This is a genomic window from Paenibacillus sp. EZ-K15 (assembly GCF_002573715.1).
In the GTDB taxonomy this organism is placed as follows: Bacteria; Bacillota; Bacilli; order Paenibacillales; family Paenibacillaceae; genus Paenibacillus_AQ.
In genome coordinates this window covers 459487-481781 of sequence record NZ_PDHM01000012.1, presented here as the reverse complement: position 1 = coordinate 481781, position 22295 = coordinate 459487, and the positions used below count along the sequence as shown (strand labels likewise).

The 22295-nt window shown below is 48.8% G+C and carries 25 protein-coding genes; 2 read left to right on the top strand and 23 right to left on the bottom strand.

Annotation, left to right across the window (positions count from 1 at the left end; all coding sequences use genetic code 11):
* Nucleotides 1-120: 120 nt before the first annotated feature.
* From CRG97_RS10260 to rpmG, 9 genes are all read right to left on the bottom strand, one after another.
* Nucleotides 121-1095: a Gfo/Idh/MocA family protein gene (locus tag CRG97_RS10260; RefSeq protein WP_098742865.1), complete on the bottom strand. Its 975-nt coding sequence runs from the start codon at nucleotides 1093-1095 to the stop codon at nucleotides 121-123.
* 33 nt (nucleotides 1096-1128) lie between these two features.
* Nucleotides 1129-1578, bottom strand: a complete 450-nt coding sequence (locus CRG97_RS10255) for a hypothetical protein (RefSeq protein WP_153047486.1) — start codon at nucleotides 1576-1578, stop codon at nucleotides 1129-1131.
* A gap of 153 nt (nucleotides 1579-1731) precedes the next feature.
* Nucleotides 1732-2337, bottom strand: coding sequence for a hypothetical protein (locus tag CRG97_RS10250; protein ID WP_098743103.1), 606 nt, complete (start codon nucleotides 2335-2337; stop codon nucleotides 1732-1734).
* A complete protein-coding gene (locus CRG97_RS10245; protein WP_237566350.1) occupies nucleotides 2330-4042 on the bottom strand; it encodes a sensor histidine kinase in 1713 nt (570 codons plus the stop codon). Before CRG97_RS10245 ends, CRG97_RS10250 begins: the two co-directional genes overlap by 8 nt.
* 44 nt (nucleotides 4043-4086) lie before the next feature.
* Complete coding sequence (locus CRG97_RS10240; RefSeq protein WP_098742862.1) at nucleotides 4087-4767, bottom strand: response regulator transcription factor; 681 nt, start codon at nucleotides 4765-4767, stop codon at nucleotides 4087-4089.
* 696 nt (nucleotides 4768-5463) lie between these two features.
* A complete protein-coding gene (locus CRG97_RS10230; RefSeq protein WP_098742861.1) occupies nucleotides 5464-6360 on the bottom strand; it encodes an alpha/beta hydrolase fold domain-containing protein in 897 nt (298 codons plus the stop codon).
* A gap of 211 nt (nucleotides 6361-6571) precedes the next feature.
* Nucleotides 6572-7180: a DUF1349 domain-containing protein gene (locus CRG97_RS10225; RefSeq protein ID WP_098742860.1), complete on the bottom strand. Its 609-nt coding sequence runs from the start codon at nucleotides 7178-7180 to the stop codon at nucleotides 6572-6574.
* Nucleotides 7181-7285: 105 nt separating this feature from the next.
* Nucleotides 7286-7759, bottom strand: a complete 474-nt coding sequence (locus CRG97_RS10220) for a hypothetical protein (protein ID WP_098742859.1) — start codon at nucleotides 7757-7759, stop codon at nucleotides 7286-7288.
* A gap of 112 nt (nucleotides 7760-7871) precedes the next feature.
* The gene (gene rpmG, locus CRG97_RS10215) at nucleotides 7872-8021 is read right to left on the bottom strand and encodes a 50S ribosomal protein L33 (protein WP_098742858.1); all 150 of its coding nucleotides are present in this window, start codon (nucleotides 8019-8021) and stop codon (nucleotides 7872-7874) included.
* 308 nt (nucleotides 8022-8329) lie between these two features.
* Between rpmG and pdxR the strand changes: the two genes are divergently transcribed.
* Entirely contained in the window at nucleotides 8330-9766 is a 1437-nt protein-coding gene (gene pdxR / locus CRG97_RS10210; RefSeq protein ID WP_098742857.1) for a MocR-like pyridoxine biosynthesis transcription factor PdxR, read from the top strand.
* Between the two features lie 100 nt (nucleotides 9767-9866).
* Here the strand turns inward: pdxR and CRG97_RS10205 are convergent, their stop codons facing one another.
* The 11 genes from CRG97_RS10205 to CRG97_RS10155 all read right to left on the bottom strand — a co-directional run bounded on the left by CRG97_RS10205 (nucleotide 9867) and on the right by CRG97_RS10155 (nucleotide 18862).
* A complete protein-coding gene (locus CRG97_RS10205; RefSeq protein ID WP_098742856.1) occupies nucleotides 9867-10388 on the bottom strand; it encodes a TlpA family protein disulfide reductase in 522 nt (173 codons plus the stop codon).
* Nucleotides 10389-10414: 26 nt separating this feature from the next.
* Nucleotides 10415-10990, bottom strand: coding sequence for an SCO family protein (locus CRG97_RS10200; RefSeq protein WP_098742855.1), 576 nt, complete (start codon nucleotides 10988-10990; stop codon nucleotides 10415-10417).
* Complete coding sequence (locus CRG97_RS10195) at nucleotides 10987-11352, bottom strand: c-type cytochrome (protein ID WP_237566349.1); 366 nt, start codon at nucleotides 11350-11352, stop codon at nucleotides 10987-10989. Before CRG97_RS10195 ends, CRG97_RS10200 begins: the two co-directional genes overlap by 4 nt.
* 37 nt (nucleotides 11353-11389) lie before the next feature.
* A complete protein-coding gene (locus CRG97_RS10190; RefSeq protein WP_098742854.1) occupies nucleotides 11390-11791 on the bottom strand; it encodes a FixH family protein in 402 nt (133 codons plus the stop codon).
* A 31-nt stretch (nucleotides 11792-11822) separates the two neighbouring features.
* Nucleotides 11823-12695, bottom strand: a complete 873-nt coding sequence (gene cyoE, locus CRG97_RS10185) for a heme o synthase (protein ID WP_098742853.1) — start codon at nucleotides 12693-12695, stop codon at nucleotides 11823-11825.
* Nucleotides 12692-13015, bottom strand: coding sequence for a cytochrome o ubiquinol oxidase subunit IV (cyoD, locus tag CRG97_RS10180; protein ID WP_098742852.1), 324 nt, complete (start codon nucleotides 13013-13015; stop codon nucleotides 12692-12694). The genes cyoE and cyoD overlap by 4 nt, the downstream gene beginning before the upstream one ends.
* Before the next feature lies 1 nt (nucleotide 13016).
* Nucleotides 13017-13643 (bottom strand): cytochrome o ubiquinol oxidase subunit III, encoded by a 627-nt coding sequence (gene cyoC / locus CRG97_RS10175; protein WP_098742851.1) that lies wholly within the window; start codon nucleotides 13641-13643, stop codon nucleotides 13017-13019.
* Nucleotides 13643-15616, bottom strand: a complete 1974-nt coding sequence (locus CRG97_RS10170; RefSeq protein WP_098742850.1) for a cbb3-type cytochrome c oxidase subunit I — start codon at nucleotides 15614-15616, stop codon at nucleotides 13643-13645. The genes cyoC and CRG97_RS10170 overlap by 1 nt, the downstream gene beginning before the upstream one ends.
* Before the next feature lie 14 nt (nucleotides 15617-15630).
* Nucleotides 15631-16551: a ubiquinol oxidase subunit II gene (cyoA, locus tag CRG97_RS10165; RefSeq protein WP_098742849.1), complete on the bottom strand. Its 921-nt coding sequence runs from the start codon at nucleotides 16549-16551 to the stop codon at nucleotides 15631-15633.
* 152 nt (nucleotides 16552-16703) lie between these two features.
* Nucleotides 16704-17630 (bottom strand): COX15/CtaA family protein, encoded by a 927-nt coding sequence (locus CRG97_RS10160; RefSeq protein WP_202618895.1) that lies wholly within the window; start codon nucleotides 17628-17630, stop codon nucleotides 16704-16706.
* Between the two features lie 281 nt (nucleotides 17631-17911).
* Nucleotides 17912-18862, bottom strand: coding sequence for a DMT family transporter (locus CRG97_RS10155; RefSeq protein WP_098742847.1), 951 nt, complete (start codon nucleotides 18860-18862; stop codon nucleotides 17912-17914).
* Between the two features lie 106 nt (nucleotides 18863-18968).
* On the opposite strand from CRG97_RS10155, the gene CRG97_RS10150 reads away from it, so the two are divergent.
* Nucleotides 18969-19874 carry an AraC family transcriptional regulator gene (locus CRG97_RS10150; RefSeq protein ID WP_237566348.1) on the top strand — a complete coding sequence of 302 codons (906 nt, stop codon included), beginning with the start codon at nucleotides 18969-18971 and terminating at the stop codon, nucleotides 19872-19874.
* Nucleotides 19875-19989: 115 nt separating this feature from the next.
* Here CRG97_RS10150 and arsC read toward each other — a convergent pair whose 3' ends face one another.
* The 3 genes from arsC to CRG97_RS10135 form a co-directional block, all read right to left on the bottom strand.
* Nucleotides 19990-20409 (bottom strand): arsenate reductase (thioredoxin), encoded by a 420-nt coding sequence (arsC, locus tag CRG97_RS10145; RefSeq protein ID WP_098742846.1) that lies wholly within the window; start codon nucleotides 20407-20409, stop codon nucleotides 19990-19992.
* Between the two features lie 33 nt (nucleotides 20410-20442).
* Nucleotides 20443-21738, bottom strand: a complete 1296-nt coding sequence (locus CRG97_RS10140) for an arsenic transporter (protein WP_098742845.1) — start codon at nucleotides 21736-21738, stop codon at nucleotides 20443-20445.
* A 141-nt stretch (nucleotides 21739-21879) separates the two neighbouring features.
* Nucleotides 21880-22203, bottom strand: a complete 324-nt coding sequence (locus tag CRG97_RS10135; protein WP_098742844.1) for an ArsR/SmtB family transcription factor — start codon at nucleotides 22201-22203, stop codon at nucleotides 21880-21882.
* Nucleotides 22204-22295 lie beyond the last annotated feature (92 nt).

Genomic DNA, 22295 nt, shown 5'->3' with positions numbered 1-22295 from the left:
TCCTATGGCTTTCATTATGAATCTGGTTGACGAACATATGAAAAACGTCGATCGACGTACTTTTTCAGACAGACCGCATATAATGGAAGTTTTTCTTGCGAGATAAGGATGATAGCCTCATCATTCCCCGACCTTCACCGGTATCCCCGTTTCGGCTGACCGCAAAGCCGCATAGGTAACTTCCATGGTTTTGACGGCATCCTCATAGGTCGATAAGATTCCGGAAGCATCGCCTGTGCGCAGTGCATGGATGAAAGCTTCATTCTCTCGAAGATAAGGATTAGCTGCATTGCGAATATCCGTCAATCTTCCTTTTTCTTTGACAATGAGTTTATCGGGTTGAATGTCAATGACTCCCTGCTCCGTATAGATAGCCAAGCCTACCTTATCCGATTCCGGCAGCATGCAGGTATTGGAGATCGTTGCCACGGCCCCGCTCCTTAATTTCAGCGTCGCGGTACCCACGTCGTGTACCGTTACCCCCTCATGAATGTCCTTCATGGCTCTATAGGCGAACGCCGCATACACTTCATCCACTTCACCCAGCAGGCAGCGAAGCAGGTCAACCATATGAGTGGTTTGCTCGATAAATTGCCCCCCGGAGCCTTCCTGCTGTCTCCACCAGTATACCTGCGGCATGTCTCCCATCCAGTAGCCAAGCGCCATCCCGATCTTCCTGCCTTCCAGCAGCTCGGCAGCCTTGATGGCTGCATCCGTATAACGGAAATGGTACCCTGCGGACGTAATCAAACCGGCCTTCTTCACCCCATGAAGAATCTGCCTTGGCGTATCGAGGTTAGTGCCCAGCGGCTTCTCAACCAGAAAAGGAATGCCCCTCTGCACGAGCTGGGATTCGATCTCTCCATGCGCAAACGGCGGAACGCAGATATAAACCGCATCGGGCTTGGTTTCATCCAGCATCTGCTCAGTGTTGCTATACGCCTTGGCCGAGGCATAGCCCTGCACCGCTCGTGCCGCCTTCTCCTGACTTGTCCCGACAAAAGCAGCAACTTGTACTCCGTCCATGTTGGATAATATATCTGCATGTACTTTGCTAAACCAGCCTGTGCCTATGATTCCAATTCGCAATGCCATGTAATCCTAAGACCTCCCCTTCGATTAGAGATGCTATGGTTTTCTTCTCAGACATTGATATACAAATCCTGCAGCGAACACAACCAGCATCAGGACGTAAGCGATGATGACGATCTCCGTGGAGCTGATGTCTCCAGAATACATCAAATGGACCTGGGTTCCAATGATAATCATGAATAACACATAGTATTGGGACAGACCGGCGAGCATCATGTTTCTGGAGGCTTCGTCCACAAGCACGAACTGCCAAACGTAGAGCAGGAAGGATGGCAGCCAGACCAGGTTGCCCAGCAGGAAGCTGTACATGTTATGCCGCGGAAGCAGGGCGAACTGCCGCCCGGCCCAGAACCAGAACAGCATGAACCCTATATTAACCGTCCAGAGCAAAAAACCAGAAAAGGGCAGCATCACCATCAATGAATTAAACAACCAGCCTCCGATTAACGGCGCCAATACAATCAAGCTGTATTTGTTTTTTCTCAAAAAAAGCTCCAAAACCTCACTCCTTACTGAATGATTCTATTCCTATTATAGAAGATGTTAGCGGACGATGCTGAAGATCATGCCTTTATGCGATTGGAAAACAAAGAGGCAGCCGCATCCGGCCGCCCTTCTGTCTGTATTACTTGTTCCACGCTATTTCAGAGTCAATTTTTTCTCCCAAGTTAACTCGTGCCCCTGTTCATCGATGAACCGAAACATCACCTGGCCTTCCTCGCCCTTCATCTCGTCGGGATAGATAAACCCGGAAAATTGGCCGTTGCCGCTGAAATAAAATCCGTCCTCTCCGGTCTGCCCGTGTTCAATCGCTTCCTGCCACGTGCTCTTGATCTCGGTTGTGTCCGATTTCCACTGCATTTCACTCAGGGAATACCCCTCCGGAACTTGCTTTACCGCAAAATCGAAGCTGTTGCCCGTAATCGGCTTCGGTGTCTGATCGATCACGATGAGGATCACCTGATCCTCATCGGCGGACGGATCCTTGGTATCGTTGCTTTGCTGATCCTTATCCGACTCTTTGGCCGCTTCCGTGCCCTCTTGATCCGATTCGGACTCCGCTGAAGCATCGGTCCCGTCTTGAGCAGACGGCGTTTCAGGACCAACCTCGCCGCCTTGATCCGTTCCAATCGGCGAACCCGTCTGGGTCGCCGGAGACTCCGTGTCCGGTTTTACGCCGCACGCGCTGGTCAGAAGCAGCACAAGCAGTGCCGACATAAGATAGATGGTTTTTTTGTTATTCATGAACATGAATGTCCCCTCTGCTTTCGTTCAAAGTAAAATAAAAAGCTACGCCTCGGTCTGTATTCATAACGCCATATTCGCTTTCATGAAGCTCCAGAATATGTTTGACAATCGCGAGTCCAAGGCCCGTACCTCCCGATTTGCGATCCCGGGAACGCTCCGCCCGGTAGAATTGGTCCCATATCCGCCCCATATCCGCTTTTGCAATGGGAGAGCCTGCATTTTCAATCATCGTGGTAACCTTTCCGGGAGACATCCGCAGTATCCTAATGGTAACAGCGCTGTCTTCCTCGGCATGCCGGATGGCATTGCTCAATAAATTGAGCACAACCTGCTCAACCCGTCTGGAATCCGCCTGAACGATCGCCTCTTCTTGACCGTAATGGATGTTAACCAGCAGACGTTTGTCCTCCAACTGCCGGGTAAACGAATCCGCTGCCTGTTGGATAAGATCAGTGAGCGAAAAACTTCGGGGCTGCAGCCTTATAGCCTTCACTTCGAATTTGGAAAGCTCCAGCATATCCATAATCAGCGCATTCATTCGATCCGTTTCATTGACGATGAAGGCAAGGTACCGTTCTCTTTTATCGTCCGCCACGCTATCCTGCAGCCCTTCCGCAAATCCTTTGACAATCCCCAGCGGGGTCTTTAATTCGTGGGAAATGTTCGCGATCAGCTCTTTGCGGAGCTGTTCGGACCTCAGCTTCTCCTCTACGTCTTCCTGCAGTTTGGTATTCGCGCGGGTAAGCTCCTTCAGTGCTTCATCCAGATTCTGCGACAATGCAATCATGCTGCGTGACAGCTCCCCGAATTCATCCTTGGAACGGATTTCCGCCTGCGCGGAAAAATCCAGCTTCGCCAGACGTGCCGCCGAACGGTTTAACTGCACCAACGGGCGTGAGACCATTCGGGAATAGATCAAGGACAGGATGATGACAAGCACCACTATAATCGGCGCTATATAGATAAAATACCGCTTGAGTGTTCCAACGGCTTCCCCGACCGGCTGCATCGAGGTCATGACAAACAAATAACGATCCCTCTGCCCCTCTTCTGAAAGCAAGCGAACCAGCACCACATAATCGACCCCGCTCCACTTGTCGGTCCATGACATCTGAACCGGCGAACCCTTTTGCAAGCGAGTAAGATCCTGTTCGGCTTCCTGCATCCAATCCAAAAGGGCATCGTCAATGAGCGCATCCTGATATAACGGGTTATACGACCGCTTCTCCGGAAGCATCAGGTCCGTGACCTTCCCTCTGACCCGCACCAATCCCTCTTCCGTTTCCGAATCTGTTTGCTGTAAGACCACGGGCTGCATAATCGTGTCTTCCTCGTCCATAAAGATTCCATCGACCACCAGCATATCCCCCACCTTGATTCCCTGCGGGATATCCTCCAGGGCCATGCCTTCCATTGGAAGAGGAATCGTTAACGTCTTGCCGTCTGCCTGCATCTCCAGAAAATATGGATTGATATGCAGGCGCGCAAACCGTTCGTTCAGCATCGAGATGCTGGCATCATTCTCATTCATGAAATGACCGAGCAGCCGTGCGGTCTGTCTTTCTCCCGCCTCTGTCTCTTTAAGCTGCAATGCGAATTGATTCATATTCCGCTCTAATGCATGGATCTTGGAAGTCCGGTAGAACCGCTCGAAAAACAGTCCTTCCGCTACCATCACCAGTGAAAAAACGATCAATATCATAACAGACGTCACCATAAACAATTTAAAAACAACGCTGCTTCTTCTCATGATTCCATCTCGAATTTGTATCCTGAACGGATAACCGTGCCTATATAGCGGCCTTCATCCCCGAGCTTGGCTCTTAGCTTTTTGATATGCGTGTCAACGGTACGCAGATCGCCCAAATAATCGTAACCCCAGACCGCATCCAGAATATAATCACGGGACAGAACTTTCCCGTAATGCTTGATCAGAAAGAGAAGCAGGTCATACTCCTTCGGGGACAGATTAACTTTATTGCCCGCAACCGAGACGGTATGCGCCGTTCTGTTCACGTATAAATCGCCGTAGACCAGACGATCTCCCTCACGTCCAACCGTGCCTTCCTTTCTCTTAATTAAAGCAGCGGCACGGGCTACCAGTACTCTTGGGCTTAACGGCTTTGTCACGTATTCATCGGCCCCTAGCTCGAACCCCATAATGTGATCATCGTCCTCGGCCCTTGCCGTAATCATGATGATCGGCACGTCCGACTTCTCTCGAATGCGTCGGCATACCGACCACCCATCCATTTCCGGCATCATGATATCCAGTACCATCAGATCGATGGAGGTCTGCTCGAAAATTTCAAGCGCAATCCTTCCATTCTCCGCTTCATGCACTTCCCATTGTTCCTTTTTGAAATAGTCCGTTATGAATTCCCGCATCAGCAGGTCATCCTCGACCAACAATAGACTCCGTTTCATTGCATAACACTCCGCATCTGTCATAAGCTGAAGTTTCCATATACCCTCATGTTAACACAATGAACTGCGAATCACGTTCATCCTGTATGACCGACAAGCGATCCATATTTCGCCATACCGAGCATCTGTCCTCCACACCTTTCGTCTCTAAGTTCAAGACCTAGTATAGAGAAGTGCTGTGTACATCGTGTGTACTCGGTTTGAACTTTAGAAGCACCTATCACGAGATGGTCATTTGGACACCCCCGAGTACTTTATCTGAATAAAAAAGGCCGCTCCCCGGTCATTGTTCCAGGAAACGGCCTTTATAGTTATCTAAAAATCATCCATATCACAATAAACACAATTAACGATGCAAGATAAATGATGAGCAGCTTCGTAAGATTGGTTTTTGTTTTTCGCTCATAGTTCGGGTTTGCCTTCTTATTCTCCTGAGATAATCCTACTAGAAGCGTTGAAACTCCTCCAATTAATGCCAGCGCGATGACGATAATATACATAACCAACCACAAACAACCCCATTCGATTATTCATTATATACACTCTATTATAGAACCTGAGGCATCAGGATCAACAGTAATCATCATTCATTTGTCATTTCTGCCTCATTATAATGAACAATCGGCTAATGCACACCATCCAATTGCGCGACAGTTGTGACCATCCAATTGGCTCGTCCGTCATCCTCCATCATGGCTATCCTCCACCGCACGCCACCCATTGATGCAGCCGCTCCAGCGCCTCTACGGCTTCAGGCATCGGAAACAGAGGCCACACATGCATCATGTTCTCGTATTCCCAGTACTCGGAATCAACGCCTTCTCGGACCAGTTTATCGCGCAGCAGACGAGCGTCCGGCAGCAGGGAATCATCGGTTCCGACGAGAATGACCGTGCGGGGAAGGCTTCCCATCTCGCCGAACAACGGACTGACCGCCGGGTCGTCCATAGGAAGACTTCCTGCATACATCCTTCCAACCTCACCGAGCCCGGCCGGCTGCAGAAAGACGTCACGCTCCGGTATACCGAGCGCAGCAATCTGGGGATTGTCCGTAGCTGCATCCACCCATGGCGAGAGGAGGATTAACCCTTTTGGTGCAAGCGGCGTTTCTTTTACCGATTGGGCCATATCGAGAGCCAGCGCACTACCGGCCGAATCGCCCATTAGAAATACAGCACTCCCCGCCTCGGCGCAGATGTACTTGTAAAATTCGCGCATTAGCCCTGTCAGCTTCTTCGCATCAATAGCCGGGACGGTAGGGTAATTGGGTATAATTACGGTGAATCCGGTTCGCTTCGTCCACTGTTTGGCAAAAGCAAAATGGGGCGGTAGAATCTCTTCGATATAAGCTCCACCGTGTAAATAAACAACAATCCCCTGTTCCATCGCACCATGCGATATATAATAATTCATACTCAAGCCGGATCCACTTTCAAAACAGCGGGTTTCAAATCCCTCCTGTTCCACTGAAAGTGCAGGATATGGAGGCAGCGTTTCGATATATTGCCGAATCGTTCCGGCATTTTCCCATTTATGATTGAATCCCTCTGCGGTCAGCAGTTCCTTTATAGCAAAACTTTCTTTGCTCGGCATATGGTTTTATCCCCTTTGCTGGACGTGATCAATATATGGCAGATTAGTGTGTATCCAGCCTCAATATACCACCACACGCCGCATGGCCGCTGTGGCAATTGATACAGAAACGGTCTGCATATAAAAAGAGACCTCACCGATCACGAAATGATGGGTGAAGTCTCTTTACCTCTATGACTGTTGGTTAATCTCAGGAGTCTAGGCCCTACCTTTACTCTTCCACCGGCGGGTCAACATGAATGTCGCTGTCCGGCAGCGTGCTCACCCAACGCGTAAAGGTCACGATCAGACCGGAGCGGGTAGGCGAACAGACAAAAGGCCCTGCCTGACTTGCTGTTCGGGCGGGAAAAGGTGCCACGCGAACGGTGCGCCAAGGATGCTTCCCGGTTCTCGCCCTAATGATGACCGCATCATTCAGCCTGGAGGCACGGATCGTGACACGCTCGCCAACCCACTCCGGCACGGGTGCGAGTGACCAATCCGAATATTCATGGGTGACAACCGTGGCCAGCTGGGGGATTCCGTCATTGATTTCGATCCCAGCTTTGATCCACTGTCCCGGAGCATTCATTAGCATAAGCCCGGCCTGATCATATAGCTCCGTAAAGGCATCCAATTCAAAGGTGACCTCTATGGCCGCATCCTTATCCCACGCCGCAAGCAGTGAATGACCGCTGTCACGTTGAAACCCATACAGGGTTTTCTCCCAATAATCACTGCCTTCTCTGGACTCAACCTTCAGATGCAACCCTTCCTCTGCCATCGATACCGGTTCGGTTGTCCATTGACCTGAATTCCAAGCAATTCTCCGTTTCGTCATTCGATCACAACTCCTTATTTCCCCTAATAGGGTTGTTCGAAGCTAAGCTGCTCAAGGGACTCTAGGCCGGCAAAGCAATGTTATTTTATGTAAAATCCCCATTTTCTACTGGACTAAATCTTTCAGTAACTGATCCGCACTGTGCTGAAGAAGTAGACAAAAGGAACGGTTATGTCCGATAAAGAACGATGAGACGTCATAGCGGTGACGGGCAGGCTCATAGGTAATCAGCGCTCGATGCCTCATGTTTTCCTTCAAAATGTTAGCGAACTGCTCCGCAGGACCACTCGAGAAAAAAGTTAGGTAGGCGTACAGGGAATGATCAACGGGTTCATCAAGCGGGCTTACACCCGCGCAGGAAAACTCGGTCTCCAATCCGGCCTGCTGCAGCCGAATCAATATCGGGTATAACTGCTCATCGACAGGGGTATTGACGAATATCCTCGTCCGTTTGGGCTGTTTGCGCACCTTAGGTCTGTTGATCCACTCATTTAGCTCCTGTCTTCTCCGTTTCCACTGTTCCGGGGTATGTGTGCTCAGGAGCAGCTCACCGCTGGAATCATGTCGTTCCTGGTTCATCCCATCCATCCCCCTCATTCACATGGCTGCACTACTGCTACTTTTAGTGTAATCCCATTTCGCCTGAAGTCAAATAAGCCGGATGATAGGTCCGGCTTACGGTCCGTATTCACTATCGGGTTTCCCGATGAAGCGTTACCCGCTTCAACCGTGGACAATATTTGCGCAATTCCATTCGCTCCGGGTGATTCCTTTTATTTTTAGTCGTTGTATAGTTACGGTCGCCGGTTTCCGTGCATGCCAATGTTACCGTCACTCGCATAGTCAGCACCTCCTATTCTTGCGTTTGTTTAATCGTAACAATTACGATTAGTGTCAAACCATACTTTATTCCTCTTTTTAAATTTTGTCAAGAAACCGAAAGCGCAAGCGAATTACAGCCACATCCCAGTAAGGGGAATTACGTTGACCCATCCAATTTACAATCAGATACACCATCCATGTTCAACGGATTGCAGGATATTTGTCATCGTAATGATAAAATTATGAAAACCCTTCATTTATGCATAATGATATGATTAACATTACAGACAGAAACAGCCTGAATATGTTCATGAAAGGATGAGGAAGGTGTGGAAGCCGGATCGCAACAGCACACAACCTCTATATCAGCAAATTGCTGATGATCTGGAGCAAAGAATATCGTATGGAGAATTTCCACCAGGCAGCTTACTCCCCTCCGAACGAAAACTGGCGGAGCAAATCGGAGTTAATCGAAGCACCGTGGTTCTGGCTTACTCGGAGCTTCGGGCGCTTGGAATCATAGAGAGCCGTTCCGGGAGCGGTACGCGGGTCAGCAGTTTCAAGTGGGGCGCCACGCCAAAACATACGCCGAACTGGCGCCGTTACGCTGAGGGAGGAAATTTTCTGCCTAATCCCCCTTTTCTCCGCCGGATTCGGGAGGCGTTGGCGCATGATCCTTCTTTGATTGATTTTGCCAGCGGGGAGCTCGCCGGGGATTTGGCGCCGATCCAAGAGATGAATACGTTGATGAGTCAGAAACCCAATATGTCCTATTTCGGTTATGACAATCCACAAGGATATGAACCACTTAGACAAGCATTGGTTACGTATCTCAAAAAATATCGCGGGATTCATACTACCGAATCGTCCATCCTGATCACGTCGGGATCCCAGCAATCGCTGTATCTCATTACTCAGTGCTTGCTGTCACCTGGTGACGCGGTTGCCATCGAAGATCCATCCTATTGTTATTCACTGCCGATGTTTCAATCCGCAGGTCTGCGATTGTTCAGACTCCCGGTCGATGAACGAGGGGTACAACCGGAAGACATCCGCTCCCTGTACAAGAAACACCGGATCAAGATGATTTTCATTAATCCGAATTTTCAGAACCCGACAGGCACCGTCATGGATCATGAGAGAAGGGCCCAGCTGCTGGATACGGCAAGTGAGCTCGGGCTTCCGATCGTGGAGGATGACCCCTTCAGTTTAACGGCCTATCAATGTTCTCCGCCTGCCCCTTTGAAATCCGTGGATTCTGTCGGGTCGGTGGTGTACATCGGGTCTTTCTCGAAAATAGCCGCATCCGGTCTCCGCGTAGGCTGGATGGTCGCCCCTAATTCGGTGGTGGAGCGGCTTGCGGACGCCAGGCAGCAGATGGATTTCGGATTGAGCGTAGTGCCCCAAAGCTTGGCCGGACAGTTCCTCAATTCTTCCCATTTTGCTCCGCACCTGGACAGGCTGAGAGCAAGCCTGCTATACAAGCGGGATTTACTGATCGAGGCCCTTCAGAAGGAACTGCAAGGCCTGGTCCATTTCCATGTGCCCGAGGGCGGCCTGCATCTCTGGTGCAAAGTCGTTCCGGACGTGAATGACAGCAAGCTGCTGGAAAGCTCCATTCAAAAAGGCGTGATTTTTGCACCGGGCAGCGTATACGGTTCAGCTTCAGGTTATGTGAGATTCACTTATGCTCGTGCCAGGGCCGAGGATATTCCATCCGGAATATCCAGGTTCGCTGAAGCTCTGCACGCCACGATCCAATAGGGCAAACCAGCTGGAACAGGAACAGCCCCCTTCCCCGGAATCAAGAAAAAGGTTAGCTTACCAGAAGCTAACCTTTTTTCGTATCCCGACAGGCTCCATCCTATCGAATCCTGTCCATCATTTCTCTGATAAATTCAAGGCTCGGCAGCTCACCGGTTACGCGATCCACGATGTTGCCTTGGTCATCGATCAACACGGTTACCGGCAGGCCGCTTATGCCGTATTTCCCTTTGATTTTATTCTGTTGGTCCAACACGATCGGTATATCCAGTTGATGCTTCCGAACGAATGCCTCTGCTTTCTCGCGGTTTTCGCCTATATTAACGGCAATTATCTCAACACCTGGCTCCTGTGCATACGCTTCGTTCAGAATCGGCATTTCGTTCACGCAGGGACCGCACCAGGACGCCCAGAAGTTCAGCAGCACGGCCTGCCCTTTATAATCGGAGAGCCGGACCGGCTCACCCTGAAGATTCACCGCTTCAAAGCCAGGCGCGGCATGCCCAATCTCTGTACTCTGACCATCCTTCATCATGGATTGAAAGAGTGCATATGCAGCGGCTGCCAGAAGAATTGCCAGAATCAGCCCTCGGACCCATGTTGAACGAGCGATAAAGTTCATCTCACTCCACCTCACGATATTCGCCGCTACTTCAGCAGCGATTTGACGTCCTTCAGGATCTTGTCATATGGAGGATCCGTGTTACCATCATACTTTGCAACGACTGTACCTGATGGATCGACCAAGTAGAAGGACGTCCCATGGATGACCTGATCCGCTGCAGTATCCATGGCGATAGGCGCTTTGAAGGATTGCAGCACAAACGTTTTAATTTCATCAAACGTATAGCCTGTTAACGCATGCCAGTTCGTGAAATTCGCATCGAATTTACTCAGATAGCCCTTCAGTGCTGCAGGGTCATCCCGCTCGGGATCCACCGAAAAAGATACCAGCGTGGCTTCAAGCCCCGCGTCATCCAGCCGCTGCTGCAGCTCGGCCATATTAGCGGTCATGGTCGGACATACCGTAATGCACCGCGTGAACACAAAGTCTGCGATCCATACCTTGCCTTCCAGATCGGCTAAAGAAATCGGCTCTTCATCTTGGTTGATATATTCAAAAGGCTGGATCGGAATGCTCAGCTGACTTGGTTTAGAGTTGCCGCATGCGGCTGCCACCAACATGAACACCATGATTACGCCTATAAACACAATCTTTTTCATGTATCCCCCTCCTGTTGCTCCTTCATGTTCGAAAGCCACATCGCAATGGACTTGATCTCGCTCTCCTCCAGAATCTTTTTATATGATGGCATGCCTTGATAACCCTCCATTACGATATCCGCGATTTGATCCTCAGATAGCCTCGTCCCGACATCCTTCAGACTTGGGCCAACCCTTCCGCTTAAGTCGACGGCATGGCATGACAGGCACTGGCTCTTGTACAGCGCAACCGCCTCTTCATCCTCCGTTGTGGCGATGCTGGCACGAAGCACCGAATCATCCTCGGTCCGTTCACTGCATGCAGACAACGTCAGCATAGCCAGCATGACAACAATCCATATATATTTTCGGATCAACTTCATCTGCCACCCTTCTTACCGGATCATGGCAACCTTAAGTTCACTTTTTCCCCGGATTTCCTACAACGATCTCTTTCTTCGGCATCACATGCATGCCTCTTGCCGTAACATGCGCAGTCACTTCATAGGTCCCTTCCGCTTCAAATGTCTTATCGATCCGGTAACTGCCGTTTTCAACATGATTAGCGTCGATCAAATCATGTTCGTCCTGACCGACCAGCCGGAATTCAAAACTCACCTCTTGCGCGTCTGCTACCGGTTCTTCACCTTGCGTCACTCGCGCCTCAAAGGGAACCGATTGCAAGGTCTCCACCGGGCCGGTCGGTAAAATCAGATCAACCTGAATCAATGCTTCAACCTCTGGATCGGACGCAGGAGCCGGAGAACACGACACTAACAGAAGTACACACGCCAAAAGGACAAATAACCCTAGTCTCCTCATAAGCCTCACCTCGTTTTTGCAATGCTTTTCATTAAATCGCAGGCGTATCCAGAATCATAACAATGAACACAATCATCAAATAATTCACGGAAATCAGAAAATTGGTCCTGGCCCAGCGTTCATCCAGTGAAACGATCATTCCGCGCAGCGTATGCCATAGCCATATAACGCCACCGATCACAGACACTGTCAGGAATACGGGACCGGAAAAACCGGTAACGTACAGTAAAATGACGGTTGGGAGCAGCAGCGTTACATAAGGAATCATCTGCAGCTTGGTGCGCCTGACCCCTTTTCGTACAGGAAGTAAAGGAAAACCAGCCGCTCTGTACTCCTCCACCCGCCGGATGGCCAGCGACCAAAAATGCGCGGGCTGCCACAAAAACAGCAAGCAGAATAACAAAACAGCTCCGATATCTACCGTTCCCGTACTGGCACAGTATCCGATAACCGGCGGAACCGCTCCCGATACGCCACCGACAGCGGTACTCCAGGTTGACTTCCGTTTAAGCCACACCGTGTATATGACAATATAAAAGAACATCCCCAGCAAACCGAGCCAACCTGCAATCCGGTTCACGTTTAAGAACAGGATCCATTCTCCTAAGATACCAAGGACCAGAGCACACCATAAGGCATGGGTTAACTGAATCCGCCCCGTGGCAAGAGGCCTGCCGTTCGTTCGAACCATTTTGCGGTCCAATTTATGATCCCAAATATTATTGAAGATACAGGAAGATGCCATCGTTAGCGTTGTACCAAGCAGCATCCAGCATAACAATCCCCAGTCTATGACCCATTTAGAAGCCAGCCAGTAGCCTCCGAATGCTGCAACCAGATTTAGCTGGATAATGCGCGGTTTGACGAGCTGTATCCAATCTCCCAGTACGGTGCGCTTCCTCATACAGCCACCATGTTGTACAGCATGATCCACATGGACCCTGCTACGATGACCAGCAAAATGACCAGGCCCAGAACCAGCGAGATCAGGTTGTACCTCGGCTTATTCTCTTCACGTAAGTGCATGAAGAATAAGAGCTGAACCATGAGCTGCAGCACGGCCGCAATCATCAACACAACGGTGTTCCAGGTTCCATCCAACCAGTCATTCATGACAATTATGATAGGAATAAGTGTCAGAATGATCGAGCAGATGAATCCGATGGTATACGATTTGAAAGAACCGTGCCCTTCCGGGGCTTGATGCGTATTGGACGGCACCATATTAACTCACCCCCATTAAGTACACGACTGTAAATACAAAGATCCATACCACATCGAGAAAATGCCAGAACAAGCTGATCACATTGACCTTCCGTTTGGTCACGGGGGTAATTCCCCGCTTGGCGATCTGAAGGATCAGGGCGATCATCCAGACCAGTCCGAACAATACGTGCAATCCATGCGTTCCCACCAACGTGAAGAAGGCGGATAAAAATGCACTGGTTCCTATCGTCGCGCCTTCATGTACCAGATGATTGAATTCAGCAATCTCCATCCCGATAAATATGGCGCCCAGCCCAGCTGTAATCGCCAGCCAGGATATGAGGCCTTTAACGTTATGCTTGTGCATCGATAGCAGCGCAAGGCCGCAAGTATAACTGCTCGCAAGCAATATGAACGTACTGGCTATAATTCCGCCCATCTGAAACAGGTCTGCGGGTCCCGGACCTCCGTCCGTGTTGCGTTGCAGAACAATGTAGGTGGCAAACAATGTGCCAAATATAATAACGTCGGTCATGAGATAAATCCAGAAGCCGAACGTTCGTACTTCCTCCATATCCGGATGGTCATGATGTGCTTCCTGCAAGTGTGCTTCAGTTATGGGTTCTGATATTTGGGACTCAGCCATTAGATATTCACCTTCCTTATGGCAGCTTCAGTTCGCTCGATTTCGTCAACCGGAATATAATAATCCGTGTCATAATTAAAGGAATGATATAGTAAACAGCCTACCACGCCTGCCAATCCGGTATAGATAAATCCGGTCCAATCGAATATGAAGCCAAACCCTGCTATAAACCAGAAAGCCGACATAACAATCGGAACACCGGAATTTCTAGGCATATGAATCGGTTCCAGGTGCTGTTTCTTGGTCCGATGTTCCCCTGACGCTTGTTTCTGCTCCCACCATTCGTCTTGATGGGAGACGTTCGGCAATACGGCAAAGTTGTAGACCGGTGCCGGCGAAGGAATGGACCACTCGAGCGTACGGCCATTCCACGGATCCCCCGTGGTATCCCGGTTCTTTGCCTGGTGCTTAAACCCATCCACGATCTGCCAAACCTGAAACAGAAAGGCAATCGCCATGAGCACGGCACCGATCGTGGACACCAGATTCAGCTCCCACCAGCCTTTGTCCCAGCTATACGAAACGACCCGGCGGGTCATTCCCATCAGACCGAGCACATACTGCGGCATGAAGCAGCAATAGAAACCGATGTTCCAGAACCAGAATGCCCACTTCCCGATGCGTTCGTTCAGCTTGAAGCCAAACATTTTCGGCCACCAATAGTACAGCCCGGCAAAGTAACCGAATACGACACCCCCAATAATCACCTGATGGAAATGCGCGACCAGAAAGTAACTGTTATGGAACTGAAAATCCGCCGGAGCTACAGATAACAGAACCCCGGTCAACCCCCCTACGATAAAACATGGAATGAATCCAATCGTCCATAACATCGGCGTTTCGAACGTGATTTTTCCACGGAACATGGTGAACAGCCAGTTGAACACTTTCACGCCAGTTGGGATTGCGATCAGCATGGTTGTTAAAGCAAAGAAAGCATTGACGTCCGCGCCTGACCCCATCGTAAAGAAATGGTGGGCCCATACCAGAAAAGACAGGACGCTGATGATCATCATCGCCCACACCATGGACTTGTAGCCGAACAGCTTTTTCTTCGAGAACGTGGAGACGATCTCTGAAAATATGCCGAAGGCCGGCAGGACAATGATATACACCTCAGGATGTCCCCACATCCAGATCAGGTTGATATACATCATCGGGTTCCCCCCGCCGTCAAGCGTGAAGAAATGCGCCCCGGCATAACGATCCAGGAATAGCAGTGCCAGCGTTGCCGTCAAAATCGGAAACGAAAATATAATGGCGATGCAGCTGGATAGGACCGACCAGGAAAACATCGGCATTTTCATAAGTTTCATGCCCGGCGCCCGCATTTTCAGAATCGTCACCAGGAAGTTAACCCCGGTCATCAAGCTGCCGAGCCCCGAGATTTGGATTCCCCATATATAAAAGTCCTGCCCTACACCCGGATTGTACATGGAACCCGAATAAGGCGGATACGCCAGCCACCCGGCGTCGGGCGAGCCACCAATGACAAACGACAGGTTAAACAGCATCGCCCCTGAGAAGAACAGCCAGAAGCTGAGCGAATTCAGAAACGGATAGGCTACGTCTCTAGCTCCGAGCTGCAGCGGCACCATGATGTTAAACAAACCGAACATGAACGGCATGGCCATGAACAGAATCATGATCACCCCATGCGTGGTGAAGATCTGGTTATAATGATCCGGCGGCAACAAATCAAGCTCCGGCATTGCCAGCTGCGCCCTCATGAGAAGCGCGTCTACTCCGCCCCGAAACAGCATCAGGAATGCGGACAAAATGTACATAATGCCGATTTTTTTATGATCGACAGTGGTCAGCCAATCCCGCCATAACCACTTCCACTTCTTGAAGTACGTCAAGCCGCTTACAATGGCGATCAACGTTAGAACGATGGTGACATCCGCGCCATAGATTAACGGATCGCCCGTCACGAAAAATCCGGAAGCAAATTCTTTTATCTTTTCCCACATTAGAAGCTCTCTCCTTACCTAGTCACCTGGTCCTCGAAATTGAAGTTTTGCGTGTTTTTCCATGACAAACCATGGTTGTGGGAAGCGGCATATTTTGTCACCGTCATCTCGAACAACCCTTCCGGAAAAGCGGAATACGTATGAACCTCGGATGCGGACGGCTCCCTCAGCTGTTTGTAGCCCTCCAATGTCAGCTTGGGCGACTCTGCCTTCACTTCCTCCACCCATGCGTCAAACTCCTCCTTGGAGGTGGCCTCCACATCAAAATACATCTTGGCAAAATCCGTGCCCGTAAAGTTCGCGCCGGACCCCCAATAATCCCCAGCCTCATCGGCTTGCAAATACAGCGTCATCGCCATCCCCGACATCGCGTACATCTGGCCGCCAAGCTGCGGAATCCAGAACGAGTTCATTGGCGAATCGGCCGTAATCTCGAAGCGGACAGGCACGTCTTCCGGAATCTTCAACTCATTGACCGATGCTATGCCCTGCTCGGGGTACTGAAACAGCCATTTCCAGTTCAAGGAGGTTACCTGTACGGTCAGCGGTTTCTCACTGGAAGCAATGGGCTTCGACGGTTCCAGTGCATACGTTGCTTTTACCGTGATAATTGCCAGCGTCAATATGATCAAGATGGGAATTCCCCACCAAATCAGTTCCAGCTTTGTGCTATGCTCCCACTCCGGGGTATACGCTGCTTTCCTTCCCTTTTTGTCCCGGTACCGCCACACAATGACGGCTGTCAGTATCAACACCGGAACGATGACAATGCTGCACAGCAAGGTCGAGATGATCATCAAATCGCGCTGCTGCTCGGCAATGGGTCCTTTCGGATTCAAAATAATGATGTTCTCGCTGCATCCGGTCATGGCCAGCAGCATGATGGTCAGCAGAACCGCTAACCCCATGATTCGAAGTGTTTTGGGTCGTTTCATTACATTCAGCTCCAATCTGCTCACTTGTCCTGACTTACTTTAGTTGACAAGGCAGTTGGTGTCACCAGCCGTTCGTTCACTAAATATGCAGGCCAAGTTCAAGATTCTGTAACAAATTTCACATACAAATTCAGATTTTTCGTCTTTACGTCTCATCTTCTCTTCCATGTACGAATCCCAAAAACCGTGAGCATGCTAAAGAGCAAGGTCGCTAACACATTGTGAACAAGACTTGCAAAAATAAAAATATGATGATTGTTCATGGCTAGCGTCAGCCACGCCCCGCTTAAAATTTGTGCTAGCACTACGAGATTAAGACCGGTTACCAGCGTTGTCAGACCTGTTGAACGCACCCTTGTCTCATAACTTCTTACAGCTACAAGCAGAAGAATCAGCCATATTAGTAAAACCGCTGCGGCGACCCGATGAAGAAAGACAATGCCGGAAGCTCCGCCCAGATACGGTATGACCTGGCCATTACATAGCGGCCAGCCCATACAGCCGGCCTCTGACTCCGTATGCCGGATATAGGCACCAAGGTATACCACGCCGCAGCTATACAGCCAGATCCCCCAGCCCAAGAAGCGGATAGATCGCGGAACCGTAACGTTAGTACGATAATCCTGTGCTCTATGGAGTCCACGCATCCATACCACGAGCAGCATACTGCTGGCCACTGCAAACAAGGAAATCCCAAAATGAAGTGCCATGACCGCCGGCTGCTGCGGCCACATGACAGCCGCGGCCCCCATTAGAGCTTGAATCACGGTGAACAATAAAGTACCGCCAGCATAATAACTCGCCTCCCTATGGCCCCGGTAATATTTCCGGATCACGATATAAGTGGCAAGCACCAGAATTCCGACCACGCCGGTTATCATCCGGTGCGAATATTCAATCATGGATTCCAGTGTATAAGCCGGGATGAATTTCCCGTTGCAAAGCGGCCAATCATCGCCACAACCAAGGCCGGATCCAGTCTTGGTTACAAGCGCCCCAGCCAGCAATACTAAGAACATACCGAGAAATGAGGACCATACCAGCAAACGGTGCTTTAAGGCTACTACGAACAATATCATCCACCTCTTGTGTCTGAATTTAATGTTGGAACAGGTACAAGGTTCAAGACCTATCCCATTGCACAGGATAAAGAATTACACATGATCCGTGACCCTCCATTATGGGGCTGTTTCCGGCCATCCGCTTCACGTTGTTGACAAAAAAAAGAACGCCCCGGTTAAGGGCGTTCTTGGTATACATGGATGCAGGATCAAATCTGGCCTTGAAACTGTCTTTTATCCTATTCAAGTTATTGCACGAAGCCCGGCATGGATTCCCGGCTTCTCAAGTTCGCTTAGCCTCAACGCTCTGTCATGTTAAACGGCTCCTTGCTTGTTTTTTCTTTTACAATCGTTTTTTTGTTCAGTGCCAATAACAAAATCATTCCGATAATACAGGCCGTCCCAACCCACTGAAAAACTCCGAAAGGCTCTTTCAACCAAAAAACGGTTGTTAATACAGCCGCCAGCGGCTCGAGACTTCCGAGCAAGCTTGTTTCTTTCGGTGAAAGACTTTGCAAACTTTCGATGTAGAACCAAAATGCAATCATCGTACCGAATACGATCACGAAGAATAAATATAAATAAGCGTCAAATTGTAAACCTTCCAGATCTATCCTCCAAGGCGGATGGAACCAAGCAAGAGCACTTCCTCCAATCAACATGGCCCAGCCAACAATTACAAGCGAATCGTATTCTTCCAGTAAAGGAACTGCATAAATCGTGTAAAAGGCCAATGCAAGACCGGATAGGACTCCCCATACGATCGCAAGTGTCGGCACAGATAGCTGTGAGATGGAGCCATTGGACAACAACAAGAAACAACCTATTAAAACAAGCGAAGCTGTAATCATATCTTGTCCGGTTAACGGCGTCCGTTTCTTTAAAGAGAGGTACATGATGATCATTACAGGTGCTAAATACTGTAATAGTGTCGCAACAGCAGAATTTCCATGTTTAATCGATGCCATATATGTATATTGAACCGCTAGCATGCCAAGCAATCCGAAAACAATCAATTGCATCGCGGCCTTACCATTCTTCCAAATACTCCATATCTGGGAACGGTCTTTTATTAAAAACTGTATGACTAACAACAAAATGCCGGCTAACCATAGACGGGTCGTCACGAGCCAATTCACATCTATAGCGTAATGCTGCATGAGCTTTTGCGCTACGGTCCCTCCTACTCCCCAACATAATGCTCCGATTATGACAAGAAATAATCCCGTCCTCCGTTCAGTTGTTTCCATGTTGATGACCCCATTCAAAATATAATAATATTGATATTGTAAATGTTGGTCTGCTGCTATGATATTAAAATACGATATAAAAATATAAGAATATTGAGGTGGTAACTTGCAGCATAAAGAGATTATGATCGATACGAACAACTTAAGAGAGCTTACGGACCACCGTACCGTTGTGCTGCCCGTTGCCTGCTATGAAACCATCATTAAGCAAAACATACACGGTCATATACCGCTTCATTGGCATAACGAGTTGCAGTTTGTTTATGTTGTTGAAGGAGCAGCTGTCTTTCACGTCAACGAAGACCGGCAGGTGGTCAAACAAGGCGAAGGCATATTTATAAACAGCGGAAGCTTGCATATGGCCGAAGATCAGCATCATTCAGGCTGTGTTTACCTTTGTTTAAATGTTGCGCCTTTGTTTGTCCTTCCCCAAGAATTATTTACAACCTATGTATATCCTTACGTCAATGCAACAAACCTGCCTTTTCTGTTTCTTGCCCCCTCCGAACCATGGGCGCATAATATTCTAAGTTCCATTGTGACCATTAACACATGCATCCAGCAACAACCACCCTGCTATGAAATCCATATCGTTGAACATCTGGCATCCATATGGAGAAACTTCACGCTTAATGGAATTCAGCTGGAATACAATCAGACCGAAATAATAAAGAACCAGCGTATGAAGGAAATGCTGAACTGGATCCATATGCATTATGCGGAGAAAATCAAATTGGAGGATATTGCAAAAGCGGGGAACTTGAGTCGCTCCGAAACCTGCCGTTATTTCAAGCAAATACTAAATACATCGCCGATGCAATATGTCATCGAATATCGGATCAAACAAAGTCTGGTGCTGCTTCACGATCCTGAATCGAATGTGACAGATGTCGGTTATCGAGTCGGTTTTAACAGCACAAGCTATTTTATAGACAAGTTTCGAGATTCCATGAACATGACGCCCTTAACTTACAAGAACCAAGTGGCTCATAAGAAGCCTGTTAGCCCATAATTCACCTAAAACATTATTCATGTACCTTCACTCCTTGGATTCCCTTGGATCGGTTTAACCTTTTCCTCATTCTAATGAAAAAAGCCGGGAAAGGTCCCGACTTGACTATTTGATATTATTCGCCGGTTTCAGCGAATTGTTGAATGCGCTCGCCGATTTGATCACGAACGCGCTGGAAAACAGCCCATTTTTCTTCGTCGGTCCCCTGTGCCTTGGCTGGATCGTCAAAGCCCCAATGCTCTCGGCGAACATGCGGAGGCGTCATCGGGCAACGATCGGCTGCATCGCCGCACAAGGTGACCACCAGGTCGGATTGATTTAACAACTCCGGATCAATGATATCGGAAGTTTGTTTCGATATATCAATACCAACCTCATTCATCGCTTTGACGGCATTCGGGTTTAGGCCATGAGCTTCAATGCCGGCACTGTAGACGTTCCAATCATCACCTAAATGTTTTTTGGCCCATCCCTCGGCCATTTGGCTGCGGCAGGAGTTGCCTGTGCACAAGAAGTACATCGTCTTTTTCGTCATATTGGTCCTCTCCTTTCTCCCTTATCGCTTGAATTACAGTACAGTTAACCAAATATATAAACCTAAGAGGGTTATAAACAATGTCGGGATAGTCAATATAATCCCTGTCTTCAAGTAAGTCCCCCAGCTGATCTTCACCCCTTTGGTCGAAAGGACATGCAGCCATAGCAGGGTTGCCAGCGAACCGATCGGCGTGATTTTGGGACCTAAGTCTGAACCAATGACATTCGCATAGATTAATCCCTCTCTAATGGCAGCTGTAGTGTTTGTCGCATCGATCGCTAACGCATCAATCATCACCGTCGGCATATTGTTCATGATGGAAGAAATCATCGCAGCAATAAATCCCATCCCCATGGTTGCGGCAAACAGACCTTGATCCGCTATGCTCTGTATGACGCTAGCCAGAAGATCAGTAAGACCTGCGTTACGCAAGCCATAGACCACGACATACATGCCAATCGAGAAAAATACGATCGCCCATGGTGCACCCTTGAGCACTTCTTTGGTTTGCACTGCTGGACTTTTTCTCGCCATCAACAGAAACAGAATCGCGATAACTCCCGCCACGATCGATACTGGAATCCCCACAAATTCACACACAAAGTAACCGATCAGCAGCATACTCAATACGATCCAGGATAAACGGAACATGGCAGGGTCTTGTATTGCCGTTGACGGTTGCTTAAGCTCGGTCCCGTCAAACTTCCGCGGAATGCTTTTGCGAAAAAACAAGTAAAGCACAAGGACACTCGCTACTAACGAGAATAGATTGGGAACCAGCATTCGGCTCGCGTATTCGGTAAAAGTAATGCCAAAAAAATCGGCCGAGACGATATTCACCAGATTGCTGACCACAAGCGGGAGTGAAGTCGTGTCCGCAATAAAGCCGCTTGCGATGATAAACGGGAATACCTTCTTCTCGTCGAAATGGAGCGCCCGCACCATGGCAAGCACAATCGGCGTTAAGATTAGAGCGGCACCGTCATTTGCAAAAAATGCGGAGACAACAGCTCCAAGTACGGATACATACACAAACATCCGGATACCGTTGCCTCGAGCGGCATTCGCCATATGTAATGCAGCCCATTCGAATAAACCGATTTTATCCAGAATCAACGAAATAATAATAATCGCGACAAAGGCAAGCGTAGCATTCCATACGATCTGGGTGACATCCCACACATCCTGAAAGTCAACGACGCCAACGAGCAGTGCCAGTACCGCACCTCCGCAAGCGGACCATCCAACGGACAGATTTTTAGGCTGCCAAATGACAAAGACCAATGTAATTAAAAAAATGATGCTGGCCAAAACAACAGAAACCAATGTATAAACCCTCCAATTACGTGTTGAACTTGAATACAGTCATGGCTGCTTTCTTTCAATCAATATATAACTATATCCTTATATGATGAACAGCGATTACCTATGGCCTCGAACCTTATGATATTTCTGGCAGGTTACCGGTTATTCGCAGGAACAGTTTATTTTCTTATTTAACGATGACAGTACTTCTTGAGAGCTTGGCATCTCATTCAACACTGCTTGAAGATACGGTTTATCCTTAACATGCAATGAATAATAAACCCATTGACCTCGCCTGGCCTCATTTACGATGCCTTGAGATTTAAGCTTTCTTAAGTGCTGGCTGATTGCGGGCTGTGACATGTCGAAAATTTCCACGAACTCGCAAACGCACCATTCTCTTTCCTTAAGGAGCGTTAACATGGTAAGCCTTGTTTTATCCCCAAGCAATTTGAGTTTCTCGGCCATTTCGTTCATTTGCTCCATTCAAATTCATCCCTTTACTAAAAAATACATCTTGCGATATCATCCCCATATAACCTAATGCTTATATGTTAATGGAAAATGGTCCTGATTAC

What these genes read in the sequence shown, in the direction of transcription:
- CRG97_RS10260 (WP_098742865.1), bottom strand. Translation starts at nt 1,095, where the DNA reads ATGGCATTGCGAATTGGAATCATAGGCACAGGCTGGTTTAGCAAAGTA.
- CRG97_RS10250 (WP_098743103.1), bottom strand. Translation starts at nt 2,337, where the DNA reads ATGAATAACAAAAAAACCATCTATCTTATGTCGGCACTGCTTGTGCTG.
- CRG97_RS10245 (WP_237566350.1), bottom strand. Translation starts at nt 4,042, where the DNA reads ATGATATTGATCGTTTTTTCACTGGTGATGGTAGCGGAAGGACTGTTT.
- CRG97_RS10240 (WP_098742862.1), bottom strand. Translation starts at nt 4,767, where the DNA reads ATGAAACGGAGTCTATTGTTGGTCGAGGATGACCTGCTGATGCGGGAA.
- CRG97_RS10230 (WP_098742861.1), bottom strand. Translation starts at nt 6,360, where the DNA reads ATGCCGAGCAAAGAAAGTTTTGCTATAAAGGAACTGCTGACCGCAGAG.
- CRG97_RS10225 (WP_098742860.1), bottom strand. Translation starts at nt 7,180, where the DNA reads ATGACGAAACGGAGAATTGCTTGGAATTCAGGTCAATGGACAACCGAA.
- CRG97_RS10220 (WP_098742859.1), bottom strand. Translation starts at nt 7,759, where the DNA reads ATGAACCAGGAACGACATGATTCCAGCGGTGAGCTGCTCCTGAGCACA.
- rpmG (WP_098742858.1), bottom strand. Translation starts at nt 8,021, where the DNA reads ATGCGAGTGACGGTAACATTGGCATGCACGGAAACCGGCGACCGTAAC.
- CRG97_RS10205 (WP_098742856.1), bottom strand. Translation starts at nt 10,388, where the DNA reads ATGAACTTTATCGCTCGTTCAACATGGGTCCGAGGGCTGATTCTGGCA.
- CRG97_RS10200 (WP_098742855.1), bottom strand. Translation starts at nt 10,990, where the DNA reads ATGAAAAAGATTGTGTTTATAGGCGTAATCATGGTGTTCATGTTGGTG.
- CRG97_RS10195 (WP_237566349.1), bottom strand. Translation starts at nt 11,352, where the DNA reads ATGAAGTTGATCCGAAAATATATATGGATTGTTGTCATGCTGGCTATG.
- CRG97_RS10190 (WP_098742854.1), bottom strand. Translation starts at nt 11,791, where the DNA reads ATGAGGAGACTAGGGTTATTTGTCCTTTTGGCGTGTGTACTTCTGTTA.
- cyoE (WP_098742853.1), bottom strand. Translation starts at nt 12,695, where the DNA reads ATGAGGAAGCGCACCGTACTGGGAGATTGGATACAGCTCGTCAAACCG.
- cyoD (WP_098742852.1), bottom strand. Translation starts at nt 13,015, where the DNA reads ATGGTGCCGTCCAATACGCATCAAGCCCCGGAAGGGCACGGTTCTTTC.
- cyoC (WP_098742851.1), bottom strand. Translation starts at nt 13,643, where the DNA reads ATGGCTGAGTCCCAAATATCAGAACCCATAACTGAAGCACACTTGCAG.
- CRG97_RS10170 (WP_098742850.1), bottom strand. Translation starts at nt 15,616, where the DNA reads ATGTGGGAAAAGATAAAAGAATTTGCTTCCGGATTTTTCGTGACGGGC.
- cyoA (WP_098742849.1), bottom strand. Translation starts at nt 16,551, where the DNA reads ATGAAACGACCCAAAACACTTCGAATCATGGGGTTAGCGGTTCTGCTG.
- CRG97_RS10160 (WP_202618895.1), bottom strand. Translation starts at nt 17,630, where the DNA reads ATGATATTGTTCGTAGTAGCCTTAAAGCACCGTTTGCTGGTATGGTCC.
- CRG97_RS10155 (WP_098742847.1), bottom strand. Translation starts at nt 18,862, where the DNA reads ATGGAAACAACTGAACGGAGGACGGGATTATTTCTTGTCATAATCGGA.
- arsC (WP_098742846.1), bottom strand. Translation starts at nt 20,409, where the DNA reads ATGACGAAAAAGACGATGTACTTCTTGTGCACAGGCAACTCCTGCCGC.
- CRG97_RS10135 (WP_098742844.1), bottom strand. Translation starts at nt 22,203, where the DNA reads ATGGAGCAAATGAACGAAATGGCCGAGAAACTCAAATTGCTTGGGGAT.